A 17952-nucleotide genomic window follows, 5' to 3' on the forward strand; every position below is an offset into this window, starting at 1 on the left:
CCTTCTGATCTGGGCATAATCCCCTCCAGGTATACCCAAAGCAAATGCGAACCCAATGGATGGGTCCCACTTCGGGTGCTGGGGTTTGCGGCAGACCCGCTTCCAACAAGGCACCATGGGGCGAATGCCCCCATGGAGGCATAGCGCAACCCCTCAGGCAGCCCTGGTGAACGAACCCACTCCATGAGCCTCCCAACGATCTTCGAGCTCTGCCGGCCGCGCGCAGATGTGCTGGAGGGCCGGATCCGCGATGAGGACTTTGCGGCGGACCTCAGCCAGGTGCTCAAGGGCACGGCGCCAGATCTCTACAAGAACCCGGCGCTGTTCTTCGCCAACACCCATCCCACCCGGGGCCTGAAGGACCTCATCAAGGCCGTCGCAGGCCGGCTCACCGGGGCCGATAGCCAGCTGGGCAGCATCCTGCGGCTCGATACCAGCTACGGCGGCGGCAAGACCCACGCCCTGATCGGCCTGAACCACGTGCTGACGGCAGCGGATCAGATCCCGAACCTGGCCGAGTTCGTCGACCCAGCCACCTTGCCGAGGCAGCAGGTGACGGTGGCGGCCTTCGATGGGGAAAACGCTGACCCGATGAACGGCCGGCGCATGGAGGGCAACGTGCTCGCCTACACCCCCTGGGGGGAGCTGGCGGTGCAGCTGGCTGGGCCTGCGGGCTACGAGCGCATCCGCAACAGCGACCGGCTTGGTGCCGCACCGCCTGGGGCCGAAACCTTGCGGGAACTGATCGGTGAGCGACCGGTGCTGATCCTGATCGATGAGCTCTCGATCTACCTGCGCAAGATCAAGGGCCCCGCTGCCGGTCAGGCCGCCGAGCAGCTGACGCCCTTCCTCACCGACCTGATCAAGGCGGTGAACTCCTCCCCCAACGCTGTGCTGGTGTTCACCCTGGCGCTAGGCAAAGGCGGCCAGTCGGTGGACGCCTACGGGGAAGAGAACCAGCGGATCGATCGGATCTTTGCCGAACTTCAGTCGGTGACCGGGCGGCAGATCACGGCCCTCACCCCCACCAGCGAAGACGAAACGGTTCAGGTTTTGACACGGCGGTTGTTCGAATCGATCGACCGCAGCCGGGTGGAGGAGGTGGTGCGTGCCTACCAGGAGATCTGGCAGCGCACGGCTGATGCCTTGCCACCGCAGGGGCAGAACGATGACCGCGCCGCCAACTTGCGCAAGGGCTATCCGCTCCATCCGGAGCTGATCGACACCCTGATGCAGAAGACCTCCACCCTGGAGAACTTCCAGAGGGTGCGGGGCATGCTGCGGCTCCTGGCGCAGACGGTGGGCCAGCTCTGGCGGGAGAACCCTCGGGGCGCGTCGGCGATCCATCTGCACCATGTGGATCCGGGCAATGAGCGCATCCGCTTGGAGCTCTCCACCAAGCTGGGCCTGCAGGCCTTTATCCCGGCGATCCGGGCGGATGTGTCCACCACACCTGCAGAAGGCGGCAGGGCCCTGGCCCAGCGCCTCGATGCCAGCGAGTTCAGCGGCCAGGAGCCCTATGGCTCGATGGTGGCCCGCACGGTTCTGTTCCACTCGCTGGCGTTCAACGAACCGCTCAAGGGCCTCAGCCGCCTGGAGCTGAACTACAGCCTCTACGCGCCGGCGGTTGATCCAGCCTTCGTCGACAAGGCCGTTCGCCTCCTGCAGGAGCAATCGGAGTATCTCGACGACAGCGGCACCAGCAAGCTGCGCTTCCTCACGGACGCGAACCTCAACCAGATGGTGAGGAAGCGGGAGCGCCAGTTCGATCTGGAGAGTGTGCGCGAGGAGTTGAACCGTCGCATCGGCACGATCTTCGCGAAGCAGCGGCTGGAGCCGGTGCTGTTCCCAAGCAGCCCGGCCGAGATCCCCGACGACACCGATGGGCCCTATCTGGCGGTGTTGCACTGGGAAGGGCACACCGTGGAACAGGCGAACATCCACCTGCCGGAGTTGGTGGTGCGGCAGTTCAAGGAGAAGGGCGATAACGCCAATTTGCGCCTGAACCGCAACAACCTCGTGTTCGTCTGTGCCGATGCGCTGCACGTTGACGACATGCTGCGCAAGACCCGCACTTATCTGGCGCTGCAGCAGATGCAGCAAGGGGATCTGTTCGCCAGCCTCCAGAGCCATCAGCAGGCCCAGGTGAAGGAGCGCTTCGGGCAGGCGCAACAGGGCTTTGCTGTGGCGGTCCAGCAGTGCTACCGGCATGTGTTCTATCCCGAGCGGGGCCAATGGCCCGAGGTGCCCCTCACCCATGCGGCCATTACTGTGACCAGTGCCAGCAGCGAGCCCGGCGTGGGTCAGAAGCAGGTGGAGCGGGTGCTGCGGGAGGCCCGTGAACTGATCCTCCCGGAAGACGCACCACCGGCCCCGAATTACATGGCCGGCAAGACGCCCTTGCGTAATAAGGGGGTGATGAGCACCAGGGATCTGCGCAACGAGTACTACCGCGATCCGGCATTGCCGATCTTGATCGGCGATGAGGTACTGAAGAAGTGCCTTGGGATGGGTCTGGAGCAAGGCCTGTTTGTCTACAAGGAAGGCGATCGACTCGAAGGCCAGGGCTTACCACCGGGCACGCTCTCGATCAGCGAAGACGCAAAGATTTTCATGATGGAGAAGGCGCTGGAGCTGAGCGTCTGGCCTCCCAAGACTTCACCTGTGGCTGACGAGGATCCTCCCGGCAGGATTGGAAGCGACGGTGGTTCTCAAGTGACCACCGGTGGAGAGACGGGAACTGTTGTTCAGGGCGGGTTTGGCGCCACCAGCGCAGGCACTGGAGGAATAGGCGTCACACCACCCACTGGGCCTGGGGTGATCGAGCGCACCGACAATGTGAAAACTGCACTCACCCAGCTCGCCCAGCAGGTGAGCAGCTCGGGCAAGTCGATCAAATCCATCACCTGGCGGATGAACAGTGGCGACGGCTTCCTGCCGCTGGCCCTGCTCAAGGCCGAGCCTGGGGCGACGGTGCGGGTGGAGATGCTGGAAGGAGGCTGGCGAAGCGGCGACGGCAATGCGGAGTGGAGCTTCGAGTTCAACGGCACACCCGAGGAAGCCAGCCACTTGCGCAGCTTTATTGAAGGCCAGTGGCGCCGCGGCGGCGAGAAGTCGCTCGACATCACCTACCAGCTCAGCTATGAGCCCGCTTTGCATTGGGAGGATGGCGGCGAAGCCTGGATCTCTCGCCTCACCCGTGCGGGCCTGGTGGCCCAAACGGCGACAATCCGCCTGGAGCTCACCGACGCTCTGGGGGCAGCCACATGATCCAGGCATTGAACTCCGGCCGCCCGGCCTACGAACTGCGCAGTCGCCAGCGAGGCCCGAGCGATCTGGCGCTCGAGGTGTGGCAGGTGCCCAGCATCGCCACACCGGAGCTGAAGGAACCCAAGCGGGTGGCCGGCCTGGGAGGCCACAAGCTGCTGCTGGTGGAGGGGGCGGTGCTGCGGCGCCTCAAGGGGGAGAAGGTGAGCCTGGCCAAGCTGAAGAAAGGCGAGTCGCGCCGTGACCCCCTCTCCGAGGAGCTGGCACTAGCCATGGGGCTGCTGTTCAAGCTGCTGGCACCGATGCGCAACGTGGCCTCGATCGAGAACTGCGCCCGCGGCATTGATGCGATGGCCAGGGAGGAAGCCGCCTACTGGCTGGGGATGGCGATGCACCGCAAGAACCCCCGGCGTGTGCTTGCGGCGCTGCGCTTGCTGCTGAGCGACCACCGGTGATAACGTCTGAGTTATCAAGATGAGTTGGGAGGTCGTCTTCTACGCGCTGCCCAGCAGCAAGCAGCCCGTCCTGGGCTGGTTGGCTGGCCAGAGCGCCGAGGTGAAAGCCTCCTTTGCCCGGCTGTTTGATCTGCTGGAGGAGAAGGGCACAGCGGTTGACATGCCCCACGTCAAGCCCATGGGCAAGAAGCTCTTTGAGCTCCGCGTCCACGGCAAGGACGGCATCTACCGCACCCTCTACTTCGCCGCTGCTGGGCAGCGGTTCGTAATGGTCCACTCCTTCCACAAGAAAACCCAGCAGACCCAGAAGCAGGAACTGGAGAAAGCCCTCAAGCGCATGAACGACTTCCTCGCCAACGACGCCCCACCCGCCTGAGCAGAACGATGACCCATCCCACCGCTGCCGTTCAACACCCCACCTGGCGCGAGATCCGCGCCGGGTTCATTGCCGATCCCGAGGTGCAGCAGGCCTACAGCGATCTGGAGCCCCGCTTTGCGGTGGTGCGCCAGCTGATCGAGCTGCGCGAGAAGCACGGCTGGAGCCAGCGGGATCTGGCCGAGCGCGCCGGCATGAAGCAGCCCCAGCTTGCTCGGCTGGAAACCGGCCAGGTGGAGCCGAAGCTCGATACTTTGCAGCGGCTGGCCAAGGCGATGGGCAGCCGACTCACGATCCGCTTTGAAGACGACCTGCAACCAGCCTGACCTTGATGACCCCGCTGAACGTTGTCTTTGATCTGCCGGCAGCCCTCGCCAATGGGTTGCAGAACGGCGCCTATGAGCGGGTGGGCGGGGTGATCCGTGACTCCAACAGCAAGCAGGTGGTGGCCTGGCTGCGGGAGGGCGGAAACGGTGTGGTTAGCCAGCCTCCGCTGCCGAAGCTGGCCCTCGGGGAAGCCGCTCAGATGATCACACCGATGCTCAGTGCCGTGAACCTGGGCGTGTCAGTGGCGGGATTCGCGGTGGTGATCACCCAGCTCAACCAGATCAGCGACCAGATCAGGCTGATCGAGGCCAAGGTGGATCGGGTCAGCGTCAAGCTTGACGATCTGGCCCTCGCGAAGTTGATGGCGGGCGTCAACGCCTGCCTCAATGCGGTGGAGTTGGGGGATGCGAATCTGCGTCAGCAGATGGCCGGCCAAGCCCTCACCGCGCTGCACGAGGCCCGGCATTACTTCAACCAGCAGGTGCTGCGCAGTGCAGCCAAGGCTGAAGCCACCAGTGCTGAGTACGTGTCGATGGCCTTCGCGGCCCTGGTGGCCGAAGTGCAGACCTACCTCCAGCTTGATGAGGGAGAAAAGGCAGCGCGCACCTTGCGCCAAGGGCTGACTGATCTGCGGCCGGGGCTGACCCAGCTGATGAATGCCGTGCTCGAGCGCAGGGCGGTCTACCTCAGGCCCGACTTCCAAGGACAGGTGGATCTCGACTTCATCCTCTGGCTGACCAACGGCTTCAAGAGGATGCAGCGAACCCCAGGCGAGCGTGCCGAGGAGATCAGCGCTAGCCAGTTGTTCGATCTCCTTCGGCCCCAGCTCGGCGACGTGTTCAAGAACTATGAGGATTGGCATGGAGAGATTCCTCCGGCAGTGGTGGATACAAGCGGCATTGATCACTGGAGACTCGGACCCATCGATCAGGGTGTCGACAAGGCCAAGCGCTTCAAGTTCGTTAAGGAGGAACTAGCTAAGGGCCTCACCAAAATTGCTGCTGTGGTGGAGGGCCATGACCGTCTCTGCAGCCATGTGCTTCAGCTTGAGGAGCTCAGCCGCTTGGGCCTTAAGCCCAGCGAGTTTCAGGCTCGTCTAGTCCTGCCTGAAGGCCAGGCTGCTGCGGTGATGTTCGATCGCAAGCTTCTTCAACAGTTGGAGTCAGCATGAACAAGTGCTTGATTGCTGAGTGGCTGCCATATAAAGAGCTTGAATTGCCTGTGCCCTCTTCATGACATGTCGGAGCCTAAACAAACCCACGAGCAAACCAACAATCAACTCCGCTTTTATCAAGTGCAATGACTGACGCTACTTCGCTGGTAGACATTGTCCGATATCTAACCGACCAAGGAAGTCAGGTCCCTGGCCAGCTTACTGGAATGGCCTCTCACCTACATCATTATTTCCAGCAAAATCCTGAACTTCTTGATAAACTTGCTCTTGTCGAGAAGGGGGCGCTGCCTGTCTTTGGAAGTCGGCTAGCTAATCTAATCTGGAGATCCGATGCAATTCTGCAGCAAAATGGCAGGGAGTCCATTAAACTTGAAGATTTGAAAAGTATACAATCTGATACCGGTGACGCCTTTGTACGGGAATCTCAGTTCGTCGAAGATGAAGAACTTTTGGAACTATGGTCTTCCTTGCTGGCCTCCTACATAAATGAAGCTAGAGAAGGCAGGCAAGCCAGAAAAGCTTTTAGCTTTGTTCTTGGGCAGCTATCCTCGTTTGACGCCCAATGTTTGAAGGCCATCTATAGCGTAGACAGCAGCATGTTCACGCCAACAGCTTCTCTTGCCGTTGCTTTTGGGTGGGACGACTCATCTATCGGTGAGCCTAGGGGGAATGATGTTTACTCTGGCAAAGGTATATCTACGGTTTTGCTTCCTGAGCGGGCATTTGTTTTTGACAATAATCTTAGGCAGACCATCGCTGAGATGGACCAACCTTTGGGAATGGATCTGCTTACATCGCTTGGGAACCTCGCACGGCTTGGGCTAATTGAAGCATCTACGTATATCGATGGCGGAAGCGACCCTCGGGTTGTCTTTCATACAGGGTTTGGCCTCATCTTTTCAAAGTCGATTATTTTCAGCCCGGAACCATGACCAAACGCCTGATCGAGGAGTGGCTACCGATCGCTGAGATCGGCATCGAGAGCGTGCGCGAACGCACCCCGATGACGCCGTTCCCTGCGCCGAATCGCCTGCATGTGTGGTGGGCGCGGCGGCCGTTGGTCGCCTCACGGGCGGCAGTGCTGGCCTCGCTTCTGCCCGCCGATGCGGACCGGGCCACCTTCAAGCACATGCTTGGGATCCATGGGGATCCGGTGGCGGCGAAGAAGGCCATGGAAAAGGTCAAGCGCACTGGCATTCGCATCGACAATCCCTATGGATACGACCGCGCTTTCCAGTACTGCCCCAGCGAGAAAGAGGAGTTCTGGCTTCTCGATGAGCTGGCGAAGTTGGGTATAGAGCAGCCGATCGTGCTCGACCCCACAGCTGGAGGAGGTGCCATTCCCTTCGAAGCCCTGAGGCTGGGATGCCACACCCTGGCCAACGACATCAACCCGGTGGCCGTGCTGGTACAAAAGGCCACCTACGAGTGGCCATCAAAGTTCGGCCGAGCAGTTGTCGAGGAGTACGAGCGGATCGCGAGTGTGTTTCGCCAGCGACTGGAGGAGCGGCTGTCGGTGCACTTTCCTCAGCACCAGGCCCCCGATCAGCTCGACTGCACCTACCTCTGGGCCCGCACTATCCACTGCCCTTACTGCGCCGGCAAGGTGCCGCTCTCACCCAACTGGAAGCTGGCTCCCGATGGCACCGGTGTGCGGGTGCTTCCCCAGGTGGGCGCGGGCCCGGGCGACGGGAGCCGCCACTGCCGCTTCGAGATCGTGGCCAGCGCGAAGGAGCAGAGCGAGGGCACGGTCAAGGGCGGTGATGCCACCTGCCCCTATCCCGACTGCGGCCGCGTGATCGACGGCGACATTGTGAAGCAGCAGGCCCAGGCCGGCGGCATGGGCGAACAGTTGTTTGCGGTGGTGTTCAAACGCCGCCTGGCTACCGCCTACACCAAGACCGGTAAGCAGAAGAAAGACAAGTGGGAGCGGGGCTACCGGGCACCGCGGCCGGAGGACGACAACAGCGTCCGGATCGCCACAGCCCTGGCAGAGAAGCTGCCGGAGTGGGAGGCGCTGGATCTGGTGCCGAATGAGGAGCTTCCGTTCGGCTACGAAACCAATATCCGCTGGCCTCTCCATCTGTATGGGATCAAGCGCTGGACGCAGTTCTTCTCGCCCCGCCAACTCCTCTGCCATGGCACCAGTGCGGAGATCTTCCGAGAGTTGTTGACTGAGGAATCGGCCAAATCCGAGGGTTTGATTGAGCTGACCCGGGCAGCACTTGGATATCTCTGCATAGGCCTCGACAAGTTTCTTGACTACAATTCTCGATGTGTGACCTGGCACGCAACCCGAGAAGTCATGGACCACACCTTCCGACAGCATGCCTTCCCGGTGAAGTGGTCCTATGCCGAAATGGCCGGTCTTGTTTCTGGCCTTGGTTACGACTGGGCTTTTCGTCAGGTGGCGAAGTGCATCAGCGAACTGATCAATCTCATTGACTCCGACGGCAACGATGGCTCCGATGCATGCCCCTTGTTCACGGCAACGGCTGTCCCAGCCACATCGGCCCCAGTGCCTTTGCACATTTCCTGTGGCTCCGGCGATTCACTTCCTCACATAGCCACCGCCAGCGTGGATGCCGTGGTGATGGATCCGCCGTACTACGACAACGTGATGTATGCGGAACTTTCCGACTTCTTCTACGTGTGGCTGAAACGCACGGCAGGCCTGCTCTACCCCGAGCTGTTCATGGGGCCGCTCACCAACAAGGAGGATGAAGCGGTCGCGAACCCGGCCCGCCACGAGGGCAAGAAGGGCGCCAAGGCCCTGGCCGGGCTCGACTATCAGCACAAGATGGCCGAGATCTTCGACGAGTGCCGCCGCGTACTGAAAGACGACAGCGTGATGACGCTGATGTTCACCCACAAGGCCACTGGCGCCTGGGACGCCCTCACCAAGGGACTGATCGATGCGGGCTTCATGATCACCGCTTCCTGGCCGATCAACTCCGAATCGGAGGGATCGCTGCACATCAAGGACAAGGCCGCGGCCAACAGCACGATCTTCCTGGTCTGCCGGCCCCGCCCAGCGAAGGATCCTGCCGATGCGGTGCAGTACTGGGAAGATCTCGAACCCCGCCTGGCTGCGGCCGTGCGCCAGCGCATCGCCGATTTCCAAGCCGGTGGCATCCGTGGCGTCGACCTCTACCTCTCCTGCTACGGCCCGGCCCTGGAGGAGTTCTCGCGACACTGGCCGATCAAGCGCGGCCAACCCCGGCCGATCGAAGAGCGCACCAAGAAGCGCGGTCGCGCCCAGCTCAGCCTGGAAGACCTGCTGGCCAACGACGATCCCTATGCCGTGAGCCCAGAAGACGCGCTCGATGCTGCACGCCGGGTGGTGAAGGCCTGGAAGATGGAGCAGCTCACCTCCGCAGAGCGCCGCAGCCGCCTCGATCCCCTTACCGAGTGGTTTGTGCTCGCCTGGGATGCCTTCGCTGCCCCCCAGTTCCCCTACGACGAAGCCCTGCGCCTGGCCCGTGTGGTGGGCCTCGATCTCGATCGCGATGTGGTGGGTGTGCTGGCCGAGAAGAAGGCCAGCGACCTGATCCTCTGGGACAGCTCCACCCGCGCCGCCAAGGGCAAGCTCGGTGCCCCCGATGGCACCAGCGCCTGGATCGATGCCCTCCACCACTGCGCCCACCGCGCCCGCAGCGTTGATCTCTCCGCCGCACAGAAGCTCGCCGAAGACAACGGCTTGATGGCCAGCGCCGAGTTCCTCACCGCCCTGGAGGCCGTGCTGGAAGTGCTGCCGCTCTCCGCCCGCTACACCGGCTTCGATCCGGTGAAGGCTGCGGTGCCGGCTGCGAGCGATTTCGAAGCCTTGGAGAACCTGCGCCAGCTGGCCTTCGCTGATCAGGTGGATCCGCCCAAGCAGCTGGAGTTGGTGCTGGCTGAGCTGGCGGCAGGCTGATCGTCATGCCTGGCCTTACAGAGATCATCTGGAAGCGCCGCTTTAGCAGCTCCCTGGAGAGCTTGCTGGAGGGCTTCTACAAGCCAGCCCTAATGGATGCCGTGCGCTATTGGCGCATCACCGGTTATTTCACCAGCCGCTCCCTGCTTCAAGTGCTCGATGGCGTTGAGCAACTGGTGGCCTCCTCACCCGATGGCTTGGGTCATGGCCAGATGCGCCTGATCACGGGTGTGTTTCTCAATGAAGCGGATATCAACGCCCTCGCCTCTGGAACCTCTGCCGAACAGGTTCTCACCAAGCACCTCACCGAGCACTTCCCCTTCCATGGCGTTCACCCCGGCACAGGTAGCCATGCAGCCCTGGGAGCGGAGCTGCTGGCTTGGCTCGTCCAGCATGGCCACCTGGAGATTCGCGTGGCCCTGCCGCTGCATCAAGGACAGTTAGCAGCCGATGGTTCGATCTTTCATGCCAAAGAAGGCGTCATCGAAGACCGCCATGGTCATCGCCTCGCTTTCACCGGCAGCGTCAACGAAACACCCAACGGCTGGACCACCAACTATGAGTCGTTCAACACCTACTGCTCATGGCTGCCGGGAGGAGAGGATTACATCGATGAGATCGAGGCCAGTTTTCTGTGCCTCTGGAACAACCAAGATCAAGGCGCTCGCACGTTCACCCTTCCCGAGGCGATCCGCCAGCAGCTGGCGATCTTCCAGCCGGTGGAAGGGGTTCCCCGGCGGCTTAAACCCTTTCTCAAGGATCTTCCGCCTGCCGACCCTGAGCCTCCCGTGGAGGTTGTTCCCGACCTCGATGAGCGCCGCCGCATCGTTTGGAGTTACGTGCTCCAGGCCGCAGCCAGCCATCTGCCGGGAGCCGAACGGGTCGGCGAAGGCACCAGTGCGGTGACCCCCTGGCCCCACCAGCAGCGTGCTTTCCAGCGGCTCTGGCACCAGTGGCCGCCCAGGCTGTTGATCGCCGATGAGGTGGGGCTGGGCAAAACGGTGCAGGCCGGCTTGCTGCTGCGTCAGGCCTGGTTGAGCGGCCGGGCCCGCCGCATGTTGGTGATGGCACCGGCCTCAGTGCTCCAGCAGTGGCAGCGGGAACTGCGCGAGAAGTTCGGCCTCGACTGGCCCATCTACAGCGGCAGGTCGCTCGACTGGCAACGCAGCCGCTTCCGCCCAGCCGGGTTCTCCCGGACTGTGGACCGCAGCAGCTGGAGCACCGAGCCCTTTGTGCTGGTCTCGAGCCACCTGATGCGCCGCCGCGATCGGCACCAGGAGTTGCTGGAAGCCGAGCCCTATGACCTAGTGGTGCTCGATGAAGCCCACCACGCCCGCACCCGCCGGGAGAACAACAGCAGCGGTGGGGAGCGGCTGCGCCCCAACACCCTGATGCAACTGATGCAGCAGCTGCGCCAACGCACCAAGGGCTTGCTGTTGCTCACCGCCACGCCGATGCAGGTGAGTGAACTGGAGGTGTGGGATCTGCTCGCCCTGCTCGGTATGCCCCCCGAGTGGACCGAGGACGCCTTCGAGCGGTTCTTCGAGTGGGTGGAGAAGGAAAATCCGGATGATGCCACCCTTTCGTACCTAGCCGGGTTGTGGCGCAGCAACGTGGTGGCTTTCGGCGAGGCACCAGGCAATGCCATGCCGGAAGCTCTGCGGAAATCGCCGCTGCGGAAGCGCCAGGCTCTGCGGGCTTTGAACGACACCGACCCGCTTTCCCGCCGCAATCTCGGCATCGACATTCGCCAGGCCGCCCTGGCCCTGGCTAAACGCTGGACGCCCGTGCAGGGGCTAATCTCCCGCCACAGCCGCACCCTGCTGCGGGCCTACAAGCAGCAGGGCTCGATGGATCTGGCCATCGCCACCCGCCATGTGGACGACCGCTTCCTGGAGAGCACCCCCGAGGAGCGAGCGCTCTACGACGCGGTGGAGGACTTCATCTCGACCCAGTACGCCCAGGCAACCGGGCAGAAGAAATCGGCCGTGGGCTTCGTGATGACGATCTACCGTCGCCGGCTGGCCAGCAGCGTGGCGGCCCTGGTGTCCACTCTGGAAAAGCGTATGGCCGGCCAGCAGCAACAGCTGGAGGAAGACGCCGCCGCCAGCGAAGACGACGACATCGCCGGCGAGCTCACCCTTGATCTGGAGGGGATCCAAAGCGCCTTCCAGGAGGTTTCCGTCCAAGGCGAGCTCGATGCCATTGGCGTGTTGCTCGATCAGGCCCGCCCTCTTGTGGGCCACGACAGCAAAGGGGCCGAGTTCCTGAAGGCCATCGATGAGCTGCAGGCCCAGGGCTACAAGCAGGTGATCGTCTTCTCCCAGTACACCGACACGGTCGATGCCCTCAAGGCGCTGTTGGTCGGTGCCGGCCGCACCAGCCTGATGACGTTCACCGGACGCGGTGGCGAGCTGCTGCAGAAGGGCGGCGAATGGAAAGCCCTGAACCGCGAAGCCACCAAACGCGACTTCAAGCAGGGCAAAGCCGAGATCCTGCTCTGCACCGATGCGGCGGCTGAGGGCCTGAACTTCCAGTTCTGCGCCGCCCTGATCAACTACGACATGCCTTGGAACCCTATGCGCGTGGAGCAGCGGATCGGCCGCATCGACCGCATCGGCCAGACTCACGAGCAGATGAAGATCATCAACCTGCATCTCGATGGCACGGTTGAAGCCGATGTGTATCGGGCGCTGAAGGGCCGGATCGCGATGTTCGAGCAGGTGGTGGGCAAGCTGCAGCCGATCCTGGCCAAGGCATCCAGCTCGATCAGCCAGGCCACCCTGGCCAGCCGCGATCAACGGGAGAAGGCGCGGGCATCCGCTGTGGCGGCTGTGGAGCAGGAGCCCGAGATCAAGGGCCTGGATCTCGACGATGTGTTGCAGGACCTCGATGCCATCCGAGATGTGGTGAACGCGCTTCGGCCCTCACCGCTGACACTCGCGGATCTGGAGTCCATCCTCAGACAACCGGGGTTGCTACCACCCGGATGCTGTGCTCGGCCGATTGGTGCCTATGACTTCGCCTGGTCCCAGCCAGGCCTTGAGAAGGAGCTTCGGGTGACCTGCAACGCCTCCTACTACGAAGACAACAGCGATAGCTGTGAGCTTTGGGTGCCTGGGAGTCCGTTGTTTCCGATCGACCGAATCAGGGAATCGATTAGATCTGAATCTGAAGAAGTATCAAGGCAACAGTTTGATGCTGCTTTGAAATGACAGGCACTACGCCCTGTTCGCATACGTCTTATACTCGGCTTATTCAAGCTTGCAAAATGACCTTTTCATGGCGAGGAGACTTCATGCCAACACTGGCATTCAGTGACACACTCAACTCTACACAAAGCCAATGACCAGTGGCACTTATGAAGGTAACTTCACCAGCGGAAGTTTTCCATTCTCCGACAAGGCTGTTGACGGCCTGGGAGAACGGCAGGATAAACTGAATCGGCGGGAATTCTGTAATCGAGTCGGCAATATGCTTCTTGCAAACAGAGGCTCCGAGGGGCTCGTGATTTCGATCGAAGGAGAATGGGGGTCTGGAAAGTCTTCTGCGTTGGGCATGATCAGATCTTGTTTGAATACACAGAAGCAATCAACATCTCTAGAGAATTCAAAAGAACCCACGCGACTGCGGAGTTTGACGAGGTGGTTTCGGAGGCAGAAACGTAAATCCACGCTTACATCGGATGACCATGTTCCCATTCTAGTTGAGTTCAATCCCTGGCTAGTTGGCGCTGCCGATCACATGGTTCAGGCCTTCATGGCTCAGATCGCATCTGAAATTGGGCAAGCCAACCAAAGTGCTAAGGCTACCGAAGCCGCTCAGGAGATGATTGCATATGCACAGCTTCTAGAACCTCTGAAATGGATCCCAGGGGCAGAGCCTTGGACCTCCATTGTAAGAGGAGTCATTGAGGCAACTGGAAAAGGAGTGGGAAAAGTTAGCGACCTTCACAAGCTCAATGTCAGCAAGCAAAGAGATGCCCTAAAGAGGGCACTACTTGAGCTGGGCCGCAACATTATCATCTTTATTGATGATATCGATAGATTACCACCAGCAGAAGTATTCCAGATCGTTCGCGCCATTCAGGCTGTTTCCGATTTGCCGCGGTGCTCTTTCGTCATCGCCTTAGATCCTCTTTATACAGAAAAGTCGCTCCAAGTAGCAGCTAACTTTGAGAATCCTGGGCAGTATCTCGACAAGATTGTCCAGCTTCGTCTTTCACTTCCTCAAATCAATAAAACTGACCTTGCTTCGTATTTTGAGAATCGGCTATGGCAGGCCCTCTCTCCTTCGCAGCAGGATCGCTTCCAATCCGAGCAAAAGCGACTGACTCAGATTTGGCAATTAGGAGTCAAGCCACTCATCCAGACTCCCAGAGATGTCATCCGCATTGTCAACCGGTTCTTGTTTATAGAGCCAAAGTGTGGGAGAGAGGTCTGCTGGGGTGATCTATTAGGACTGCAAACCCTTGCAATCATTCTGCCGGATGTATTTAGGCATATCATGCAAAACCCAGGCGCCTACACAGGCATGGATATGTCTGACACTTACCAGCGTAGTAGTTGTCAAGAGCACCTCGACCAGTTTGCAGTTGAGCGCACCCATGCTCAAAAATCCTTGTCCGCCAAGACACAGGCCCAAGCTCAACGGCTTCTAGAAGAGCTATTCCCATTACTACGCAAATATCCTTATGACAAGCTCACTCAGAAGGAATTTTCAAAATCCAGGAGAATTGCAGCCAGTGACAGACTAAAAATTGCACTAACCTATGATCTGCCATCTGATGAGGTCTCACTAGCCGATATTGAGTCTTTCTGTCACGAGCCAACAAGCAGAGACGACGTTATTGAAAGAATCCTGGCCAGGGATTTGCTTGATCACTTTCTTGAGGCCGTACTGCAAAAGATTGATCCATTATCGGTTCCCGACCAGCAAGACTTTGTTTGTTTCCTGGGAAGGCTTGTTGAGAATCAGCAGATCAATAGCAACTTTCAAGGATTTCGATCCTTGTTCAGCATGGCTACGATCGACAAGATCATACTCCTGTCCGAAGAAGTATTGAGAAGACCCAGCGATGATACCGATGATCTTGATGGGCTCATTGTTTTTGCTTCGAATTCTTCTATTCTGTCCTTGGGTACCCATCTGTTGGCTAGGCGGCTTACCAAGCGTGAGGAGAGAGCACAGCAAAAAGAGTCCAGAGCTGAAGAAGATCTCATCCAAGCCTCAGAAGAGCCAGTCCTCCAGCAATGGCTTGAAACCTCAGTCAGTTCTTTCCGTAGCCAAGCCTTTCTTGGAATTGCCGATAAGTGGATTGTACTACGAGTTCTTTTGGCGTTGAAGGAAGGTCGTGAACAACTGCCTGAGCTGCTTCGACCTTTCTTAGACTCTAACGACAGTATGGACGCCATCGCCGATATTTTTATTGGCCGTCAGACAGAATCGACGGAAGGCATGTCTGTTGCCTGCAGCAAAGAGTATTTGGCCATGCTGGGTGATCCAGAAACCATTCGTAGCAAGGCGGAGAGCCGCCTACGCGAACCTTCAGTTCAATCGAACAGGAAGCTTTGTGCAATCTACAAATCAATAGTCTATGGGAAGAAATTCTATATTGATGAAATAGGCCAAGCTCAAGAATGGGATGAATGAGTCAAGTTGCCCTTAGGTGGAGAGCCGAATCTACCCTTTAGGTTATAGATTCCGGGCAGATCAGACCCGCCGCCTGCCGCCCCTCGCTGAGCACTTGGAACAGCACCTTGGGCGACTCCTTGAGCAGCTCGATCCAGCGACCTAGATAGGCGGCATGGCTCTCGATCTCACTGCCGATCTCCAGCCGATCCCCAAGCAGCACTGCGCCTAATTCGGCGACCAGCTCCTCACGGAAAAAACGCTCATTCCCAAATGCACCAGCGCCGCACCACGGTGATGGCGCGCCTGAACCGGGCCTTTGTGAATGAAACGCTCTGGCATGAATTCCTGGAGCTGCAGGGCACTCTGGCGGCCTAATTCGATACCCTCAACGACCGGGTGATCGAACAGACCCCGGAGGTGCGCATCGGCGAGGCCGAGGAACAACCTGAGGCGGCGCCGGCTCTGGCGCCGCAAGAGCACCAGGGGTCATTGCCGCAGAGGGGGTGTGACTGGGGCGCTTTGGCTGAACGCTAAAATCAGATGCGTGGCAATTCCTTAAATGAAGGCGGTGACCTCCGCGCCTGTGTTCAGCATCTTGCTGTTACGCGCCATTAGAATCTTTCTCAAGGCTCCAATCTAAAACATTTTCGTTGTCTTGGCCTCCGGAATTCGTTCGAGTAGCTCGAGCCTCTGCAGATGCTCGAACCTCCGAGCCGGCAGGCCTAACAGAAAATGTTGCTCTGACTGCATCAGCGAATTGAACGTCGTGAGGCGGTTCATAAAGTTCTCCGGCAATTTCGAGAACCCCTGGCCCATTGATCAACGCTTCGGTACTGGTCCTAGAGATGGTGTGTGAGTCCGCCCTTGTTGAACCCGAGCCATAGTACAAATATTGAATGTTGTACTGCAATCGCGTCATCACCTTTTGACTGTCTTGCACTCGAAGCGATAGTCTGGTTCGATGTACTGGGAACACAAGTAGCTCCTGTTGCCGAGGTGTTACGTATAGTTGAATCGACAATGTCCACGCGAAGTGTGGCTTGTACTGAATTTCTTGGAGATGAGTACCGGAGCTGCGCTCATGTCCTGGACTCTTTATTAGCTTAGCCCACACCCGTAGTACTTCGAGATGGGGCGATGCCACAGATGAAGCCAGTACATTGATCAAGTCAGAGCGTTGTGCGGAGCGGACGCGGGTACCCTCTCTCCAAGGAACTTCCCGCTCTACAACCACCCCTGAGACGGAGCCGAAAGACGGGTTGGCTACGACAAACGGGCGCCGGTCTGTCGAGAAAAGAAGGCCTACAACGTGACCAGAGGATGTAGGGACTATGAGATCCTGCATATCTGGAGCTACGCCATTAAACTGTTTTGCAACTTCAGAAAACCACCTTGCCGTATCCACTGGTTCAAAAGGCACGACTCCAACTCCCTCCTGCAAGCCAATGATCCAAAGTACATGATCAGCCTGACAAGAATTTGCATGACCTCCCAGCCGTCGAGCTGCCTTCTTGGGGTCGGGCCATTTAGACTTTAACTCTACTCTTGAATCCTCTGGTAGTTGACCTGCGTTGGTAATCCCAACCACGGAGAGAATCCACGCCTCTAGATCGAATGATCTCATAATGATGAAGATGAAGCACAACTTGATTTTCGGCGGTTTCTGTGAACCGCTGGCATAAGACCCGACCTTCTTAGAATTTCTGCTGAAGCCAAGTGGCCAGAAGGCGACAAGTCAATTGTGCCGTTACACTCTAACTCCAACTCAATCGTCATGGCCTTGGTTCTCGGACCCGAGAACCCTCTGTGCCTTTTGATACGCCATACCCTCCAGGCTGCGAGAACAACAAAGCCCGGGTTGCTCACCTGTACAGATGTGGATGCAGGCCTCATTCCGGATCGCCCTAGCTGAGCTCGGTCCCTATGGATGACCCGGCTCGACTCCATGGCGGTGCCTATTGAAAAGGGGGCCGGAGCCCCCGTGGCTCAGAGCACCGAGATTGTGCTTCCCTTGGCGCCCTGCAGCTTGCGGGCGATCTCGTGCGCCTTGGCGGCCGGCACGAAGCGCAGCTTCTTCACCGGCTTGCCCCGCTTACCAAAGAAGCGGACTTCCACGGGATGGGACCCGCCCTTGGGACCTTCGGGATAGTGATGCTCGATGACGCAGCGGATTTCGCAGCAGGGGCCTTGTGGTGCAGCCATGGGAGGACTGGCGAGGGACGCGACAGAACCGCCCCGGCGTGGCCGGTGAAGGCAAGGGGCCGCGCAGCGGCCTTGCGCAGCCCTTGCCGAACCGCAAGCCGAGGGCAACCTGTGACGCGCCCTTGCTGTGGCCGCCCATCTGCCCGCAGCCCCGCCCTGTGCTGAGGTGCTGCATCGATCGCCAGGCGCTGAACGAGAAGAGGCCCAGGGATGGCAAAAGCTCCACAGGGCAGGGACCGCTCCGCTGTTGGCTGCGGAAGCCTCAGGACCTTGCTCTGCCTCCACCAATCGCTCGCTCCATGTCGCCATGCATCCCTCCACCCGTGATCTCCTGGCCGAGGTTCTTGGCGAGCGACAGCTGACAGCTGCGCCGGGTGCTGCGCCGCCATCCCGCCCATCAGCTTCATCAGCGGATCTGGCCCCCGGCCCCTGGCGCGTCACCGCCCAGGTGCATGGAGGCAGGGTGCAGATCAGCAACAACCGCGAGAGTCGGGTGGTGCGCAAAGCGGAGGTCGAGGTCTACCTGCGCGGCCACGGCCCTGCTGTCGCGCCCCGCCGCTGAAATGCCCTGGCGCTGAGCGTCCTGGCAACAGCTGGTGAG

Annotated in this window: 12 protein-coding genes; 10 read left to right on the forward strand and 2 right to left on the reverse strand. The window is 59.8% G+C overall.

Going from position 1 to position 17952, the window contains the following annotated elements:
- The first annotated feature begins 183 nt into the window (after positions 1 to 183).
- From KUG39_RS12575 to KUG39_RS12615, 9 genes are all read left to right on the forward strand, one after another.
- Positions 184 to 3270, forward strand: coding sequence for an ATP-binding protein (locus KUG39_RS12575; RefSeq protein WP_216915326.1), 3087 nt, complete (start codon positions 184 to 186; stop codon positions 3268 to 3270).
- Complete coding sequence (locus tag KUG39_RS12580) at positions 3267 to 3722, forward strand: DUF7680 family protein (protein ID WP_216915328.1); 456 nt, start codon at positions 3267 to 3269, stop codon at positions 3720 to 3722. The genes KUG39_RS12575 and KUG39_RS12580 overlap by 4 nt, the downstream gene beginning before the upstream one ends.
- 19 nt (positions 3723 to 3741) lie before the next feature.
- Entirely contained in the window at positions 3742 to 4098 is a 357-nt protein-coding gene (locus KUG39_RS12585) for a type II toxin-antitoxin system RelE/ParE family toxin (protein ID WP_216915330.1), read from the forward strand.
- Between the two features lie 8 nt (positions 4099 to 4106).
- Complete coding sequence (locus tag KUG39_RS12590; protein WP_216915332.1) at positions 4107 to 4424, forward strand: helix-turn-helix domain-containing protein; 318 nt, start codon at positions 4107 to 4109, stop codon at positions 4422 to 4424.
- Positions 4425 to 4429: 5 nt separating this feature from the next.
- Entirely contained in the window at positions 4430 to 5596 is a 1167-nt protein-coding gene (locus KUG39_RS12595; protein ID WP_216915334.1) for a hypothetical protein, read from the forward strand.
- 128 nt (positions 5597 to 5724) lie between these two features.
- Positions 5725 to 6531 (forward strand): Abi-alpha family protein, encoded by an 807-nt coding sequence (locus KUG39_RS12600; RefSeq protein ID WP_216918326.1) that lies wholly within the window; start codon positions 5725 to 5727, stop codon positions 6529 to 6531.
- On the forward strand, positions 6528 to 9515 hold the full coding sequence (locus KUG39_RS12605) for a DUF1156 domain-containing protein (RefSeq protein ID WP_216915338.1): 2988 nt from the start codon (positions 6528 to 6530) through the stop codon (positions 9513 to 9515). Before KUG39_RS12600 ends, KUG39_RS12605 begins: the two co-directional genes overlap by 4 nt.
- Positions 9516 to 9520: 5 nt before the next feature.
- Positions 9521 to 12730 carry a helicase-related protein gene (locus tag KUG39_RS12610; protein ID WP_216915340.1) on the forward strand — a complete coding sequence of 1070 codons (3210 nt, stop codon included), beginning with the start codon at positions 9521 to 9523 and terminating at the stop codon, positions 12728 to 12730.
- 130 nt (positions 12731 to 12860) lie between these two features.
- On the forward strand, positions 12861 to 15167 hold the full coding sequence (locus KUG39_RS12615) for a KAP family P-loop NTPase fold protein (protein WP_216915342.1): 2307 nt from the start codon (positions 12861 to 12863) through the stop codon (positions 15165 to 15167).
- 37 nt (positions 15168 to 15204) lie between these two features.
- Here the strand turns inward: KUG39_RS12615 and KUG39_RS17355 are convergent, their stop codons facing one another.
- Positions 15205 to 15369 (reverse strand): hypothetical protein, encoded by a 165-nt coding sequence (locus tag KUG39_RS17355; RefSeq protein ID WP_353617386.1) that lies wholly within the window; start codon positions 15367 to 15369, stop codon positions 15205 to 15207.
- Between the two features lie 1766 nt (positions 15370 to 17135).
- The gene (locus KUG39_RS12625) at positions 17136 to 17351 is read right to left on the reverse strand and encodes a hypothetical protein (RefSeq protein WP_216915344.1); all 216 of its coding nucleotides are present in this window, start codon (positions 17349 to 17351) and stop codon (positions 17136 to 17138) included.
- 307 nt (positions 17352 to 17658) lie between these two features.
- Here KUG39_RS12625 and KUG39_RS12630 point away from each other — a divergent pair, with 307 nt between their 5' ends.
- A complete protein-coding gene (locus tag KUG39_RS12630) occupies positions 17659 to 17913 on the forward strand; it encodes a hypothetical protein (protein ID WP_216915346.1) in 255 nt (84 codons plus the stop codon).
- Positions 17914 to 17952 lie beyond the last annotated feature (39 nt).

It is taken from the genome of Synechococcus sp. CCAP 1479/10 (assembly GCF_019038515.1).
Lineage (GTDB): Bacteria > Cyanobacteriota > Cyanobacteriia > PCC-6307 > Cyanobiaceae > Cyanobium.

What these genes read in the sequence shown, in the direction of transcription:
- KUG39_RS12585 (WP_216915330.1), top strand. Translation starts at nt 3,742, where the DNA reads ATGAGTTGGGAGGTCGTCTTCTACGCGCTGCCCAGCAGCAAGCAGCCC.
- KUG39_RS12595 (WP_216915334.1), top strand. Translation starts at nt 4,430, where the DNA reads ATGACCCCGCTGAACGTTGTCTTTGATCTGCCGGCAGCCCTCGCCAAT.
- KUG39_RS12600 (WP_216918326.1), top strand. Translation starts at nt 5,725, where the DNA reads ATGACTGACGCTACTTCGCTGGTAGACATTGTCCGATATCTAACCGAC.
- KUG39_RS12615 (WP_216915342.1), top strand. Translation starts at nt 12,861, where the DNA reads ATGACCAGTGGCACTTATGAAGGTAACTTCACCAGCGGAAGTTTTCCA.
- KUG39_RS12605 (WP_216915338.1), top strand. Translation starts at nt 6,528, where the DNA reads ATGACCAAACGCCTGATCGAGGAGTGGCTACCGATCGCTGAGATCGGC.
- KUG39_RS12630 (WP_216915346.1), top strand. Translation starts at nt 17,659, where the DNA reads ATGCATCCCTCCACCCGTGATCTCCTGGCCGAGGTTCTTGGCGAGCGA.
- KUG39_RS12590 (WP_216915332.1), top strand. Translation starts at nt 4,107, where the DNA reads ATGACCCATCCCACCGCTGCCGTTCAACACCCCACCTGGCGCGAGATC.
- KUG39_RS12625 (WP_216915344.1), bottom strand. Translation starts at nt 17,351, where the DNA reads ATGGCTGCACCACAAGGCCCCTGCTGCGAAATCCGCTGCGTCATCGAG.
- KUG39_RS12580 (WP_216915328.1), top strand. Translation starts at nt 3,267, where the DNA reads ATGATCCAGGCATTGAACTCCGGCCGCCCGGCCTACGAACTGCGCAGT.
- KUG39_RS12575 (WP_216915326.1), top strand. Translation starts at nt 184, where the DNA reads ATGAGCCTCCCAACGATCTTCGAGCTCTGCCGGCCGCGCGCAGATGTG.
- KUG39_RS12610 (WP_216915340.1), top strand. Translation starts at nt 9,521, where the DNA reads ATGCCTGGCCTTACAGAGATCATCTGGAAGCGCCGCTTTAGCAGCTCC.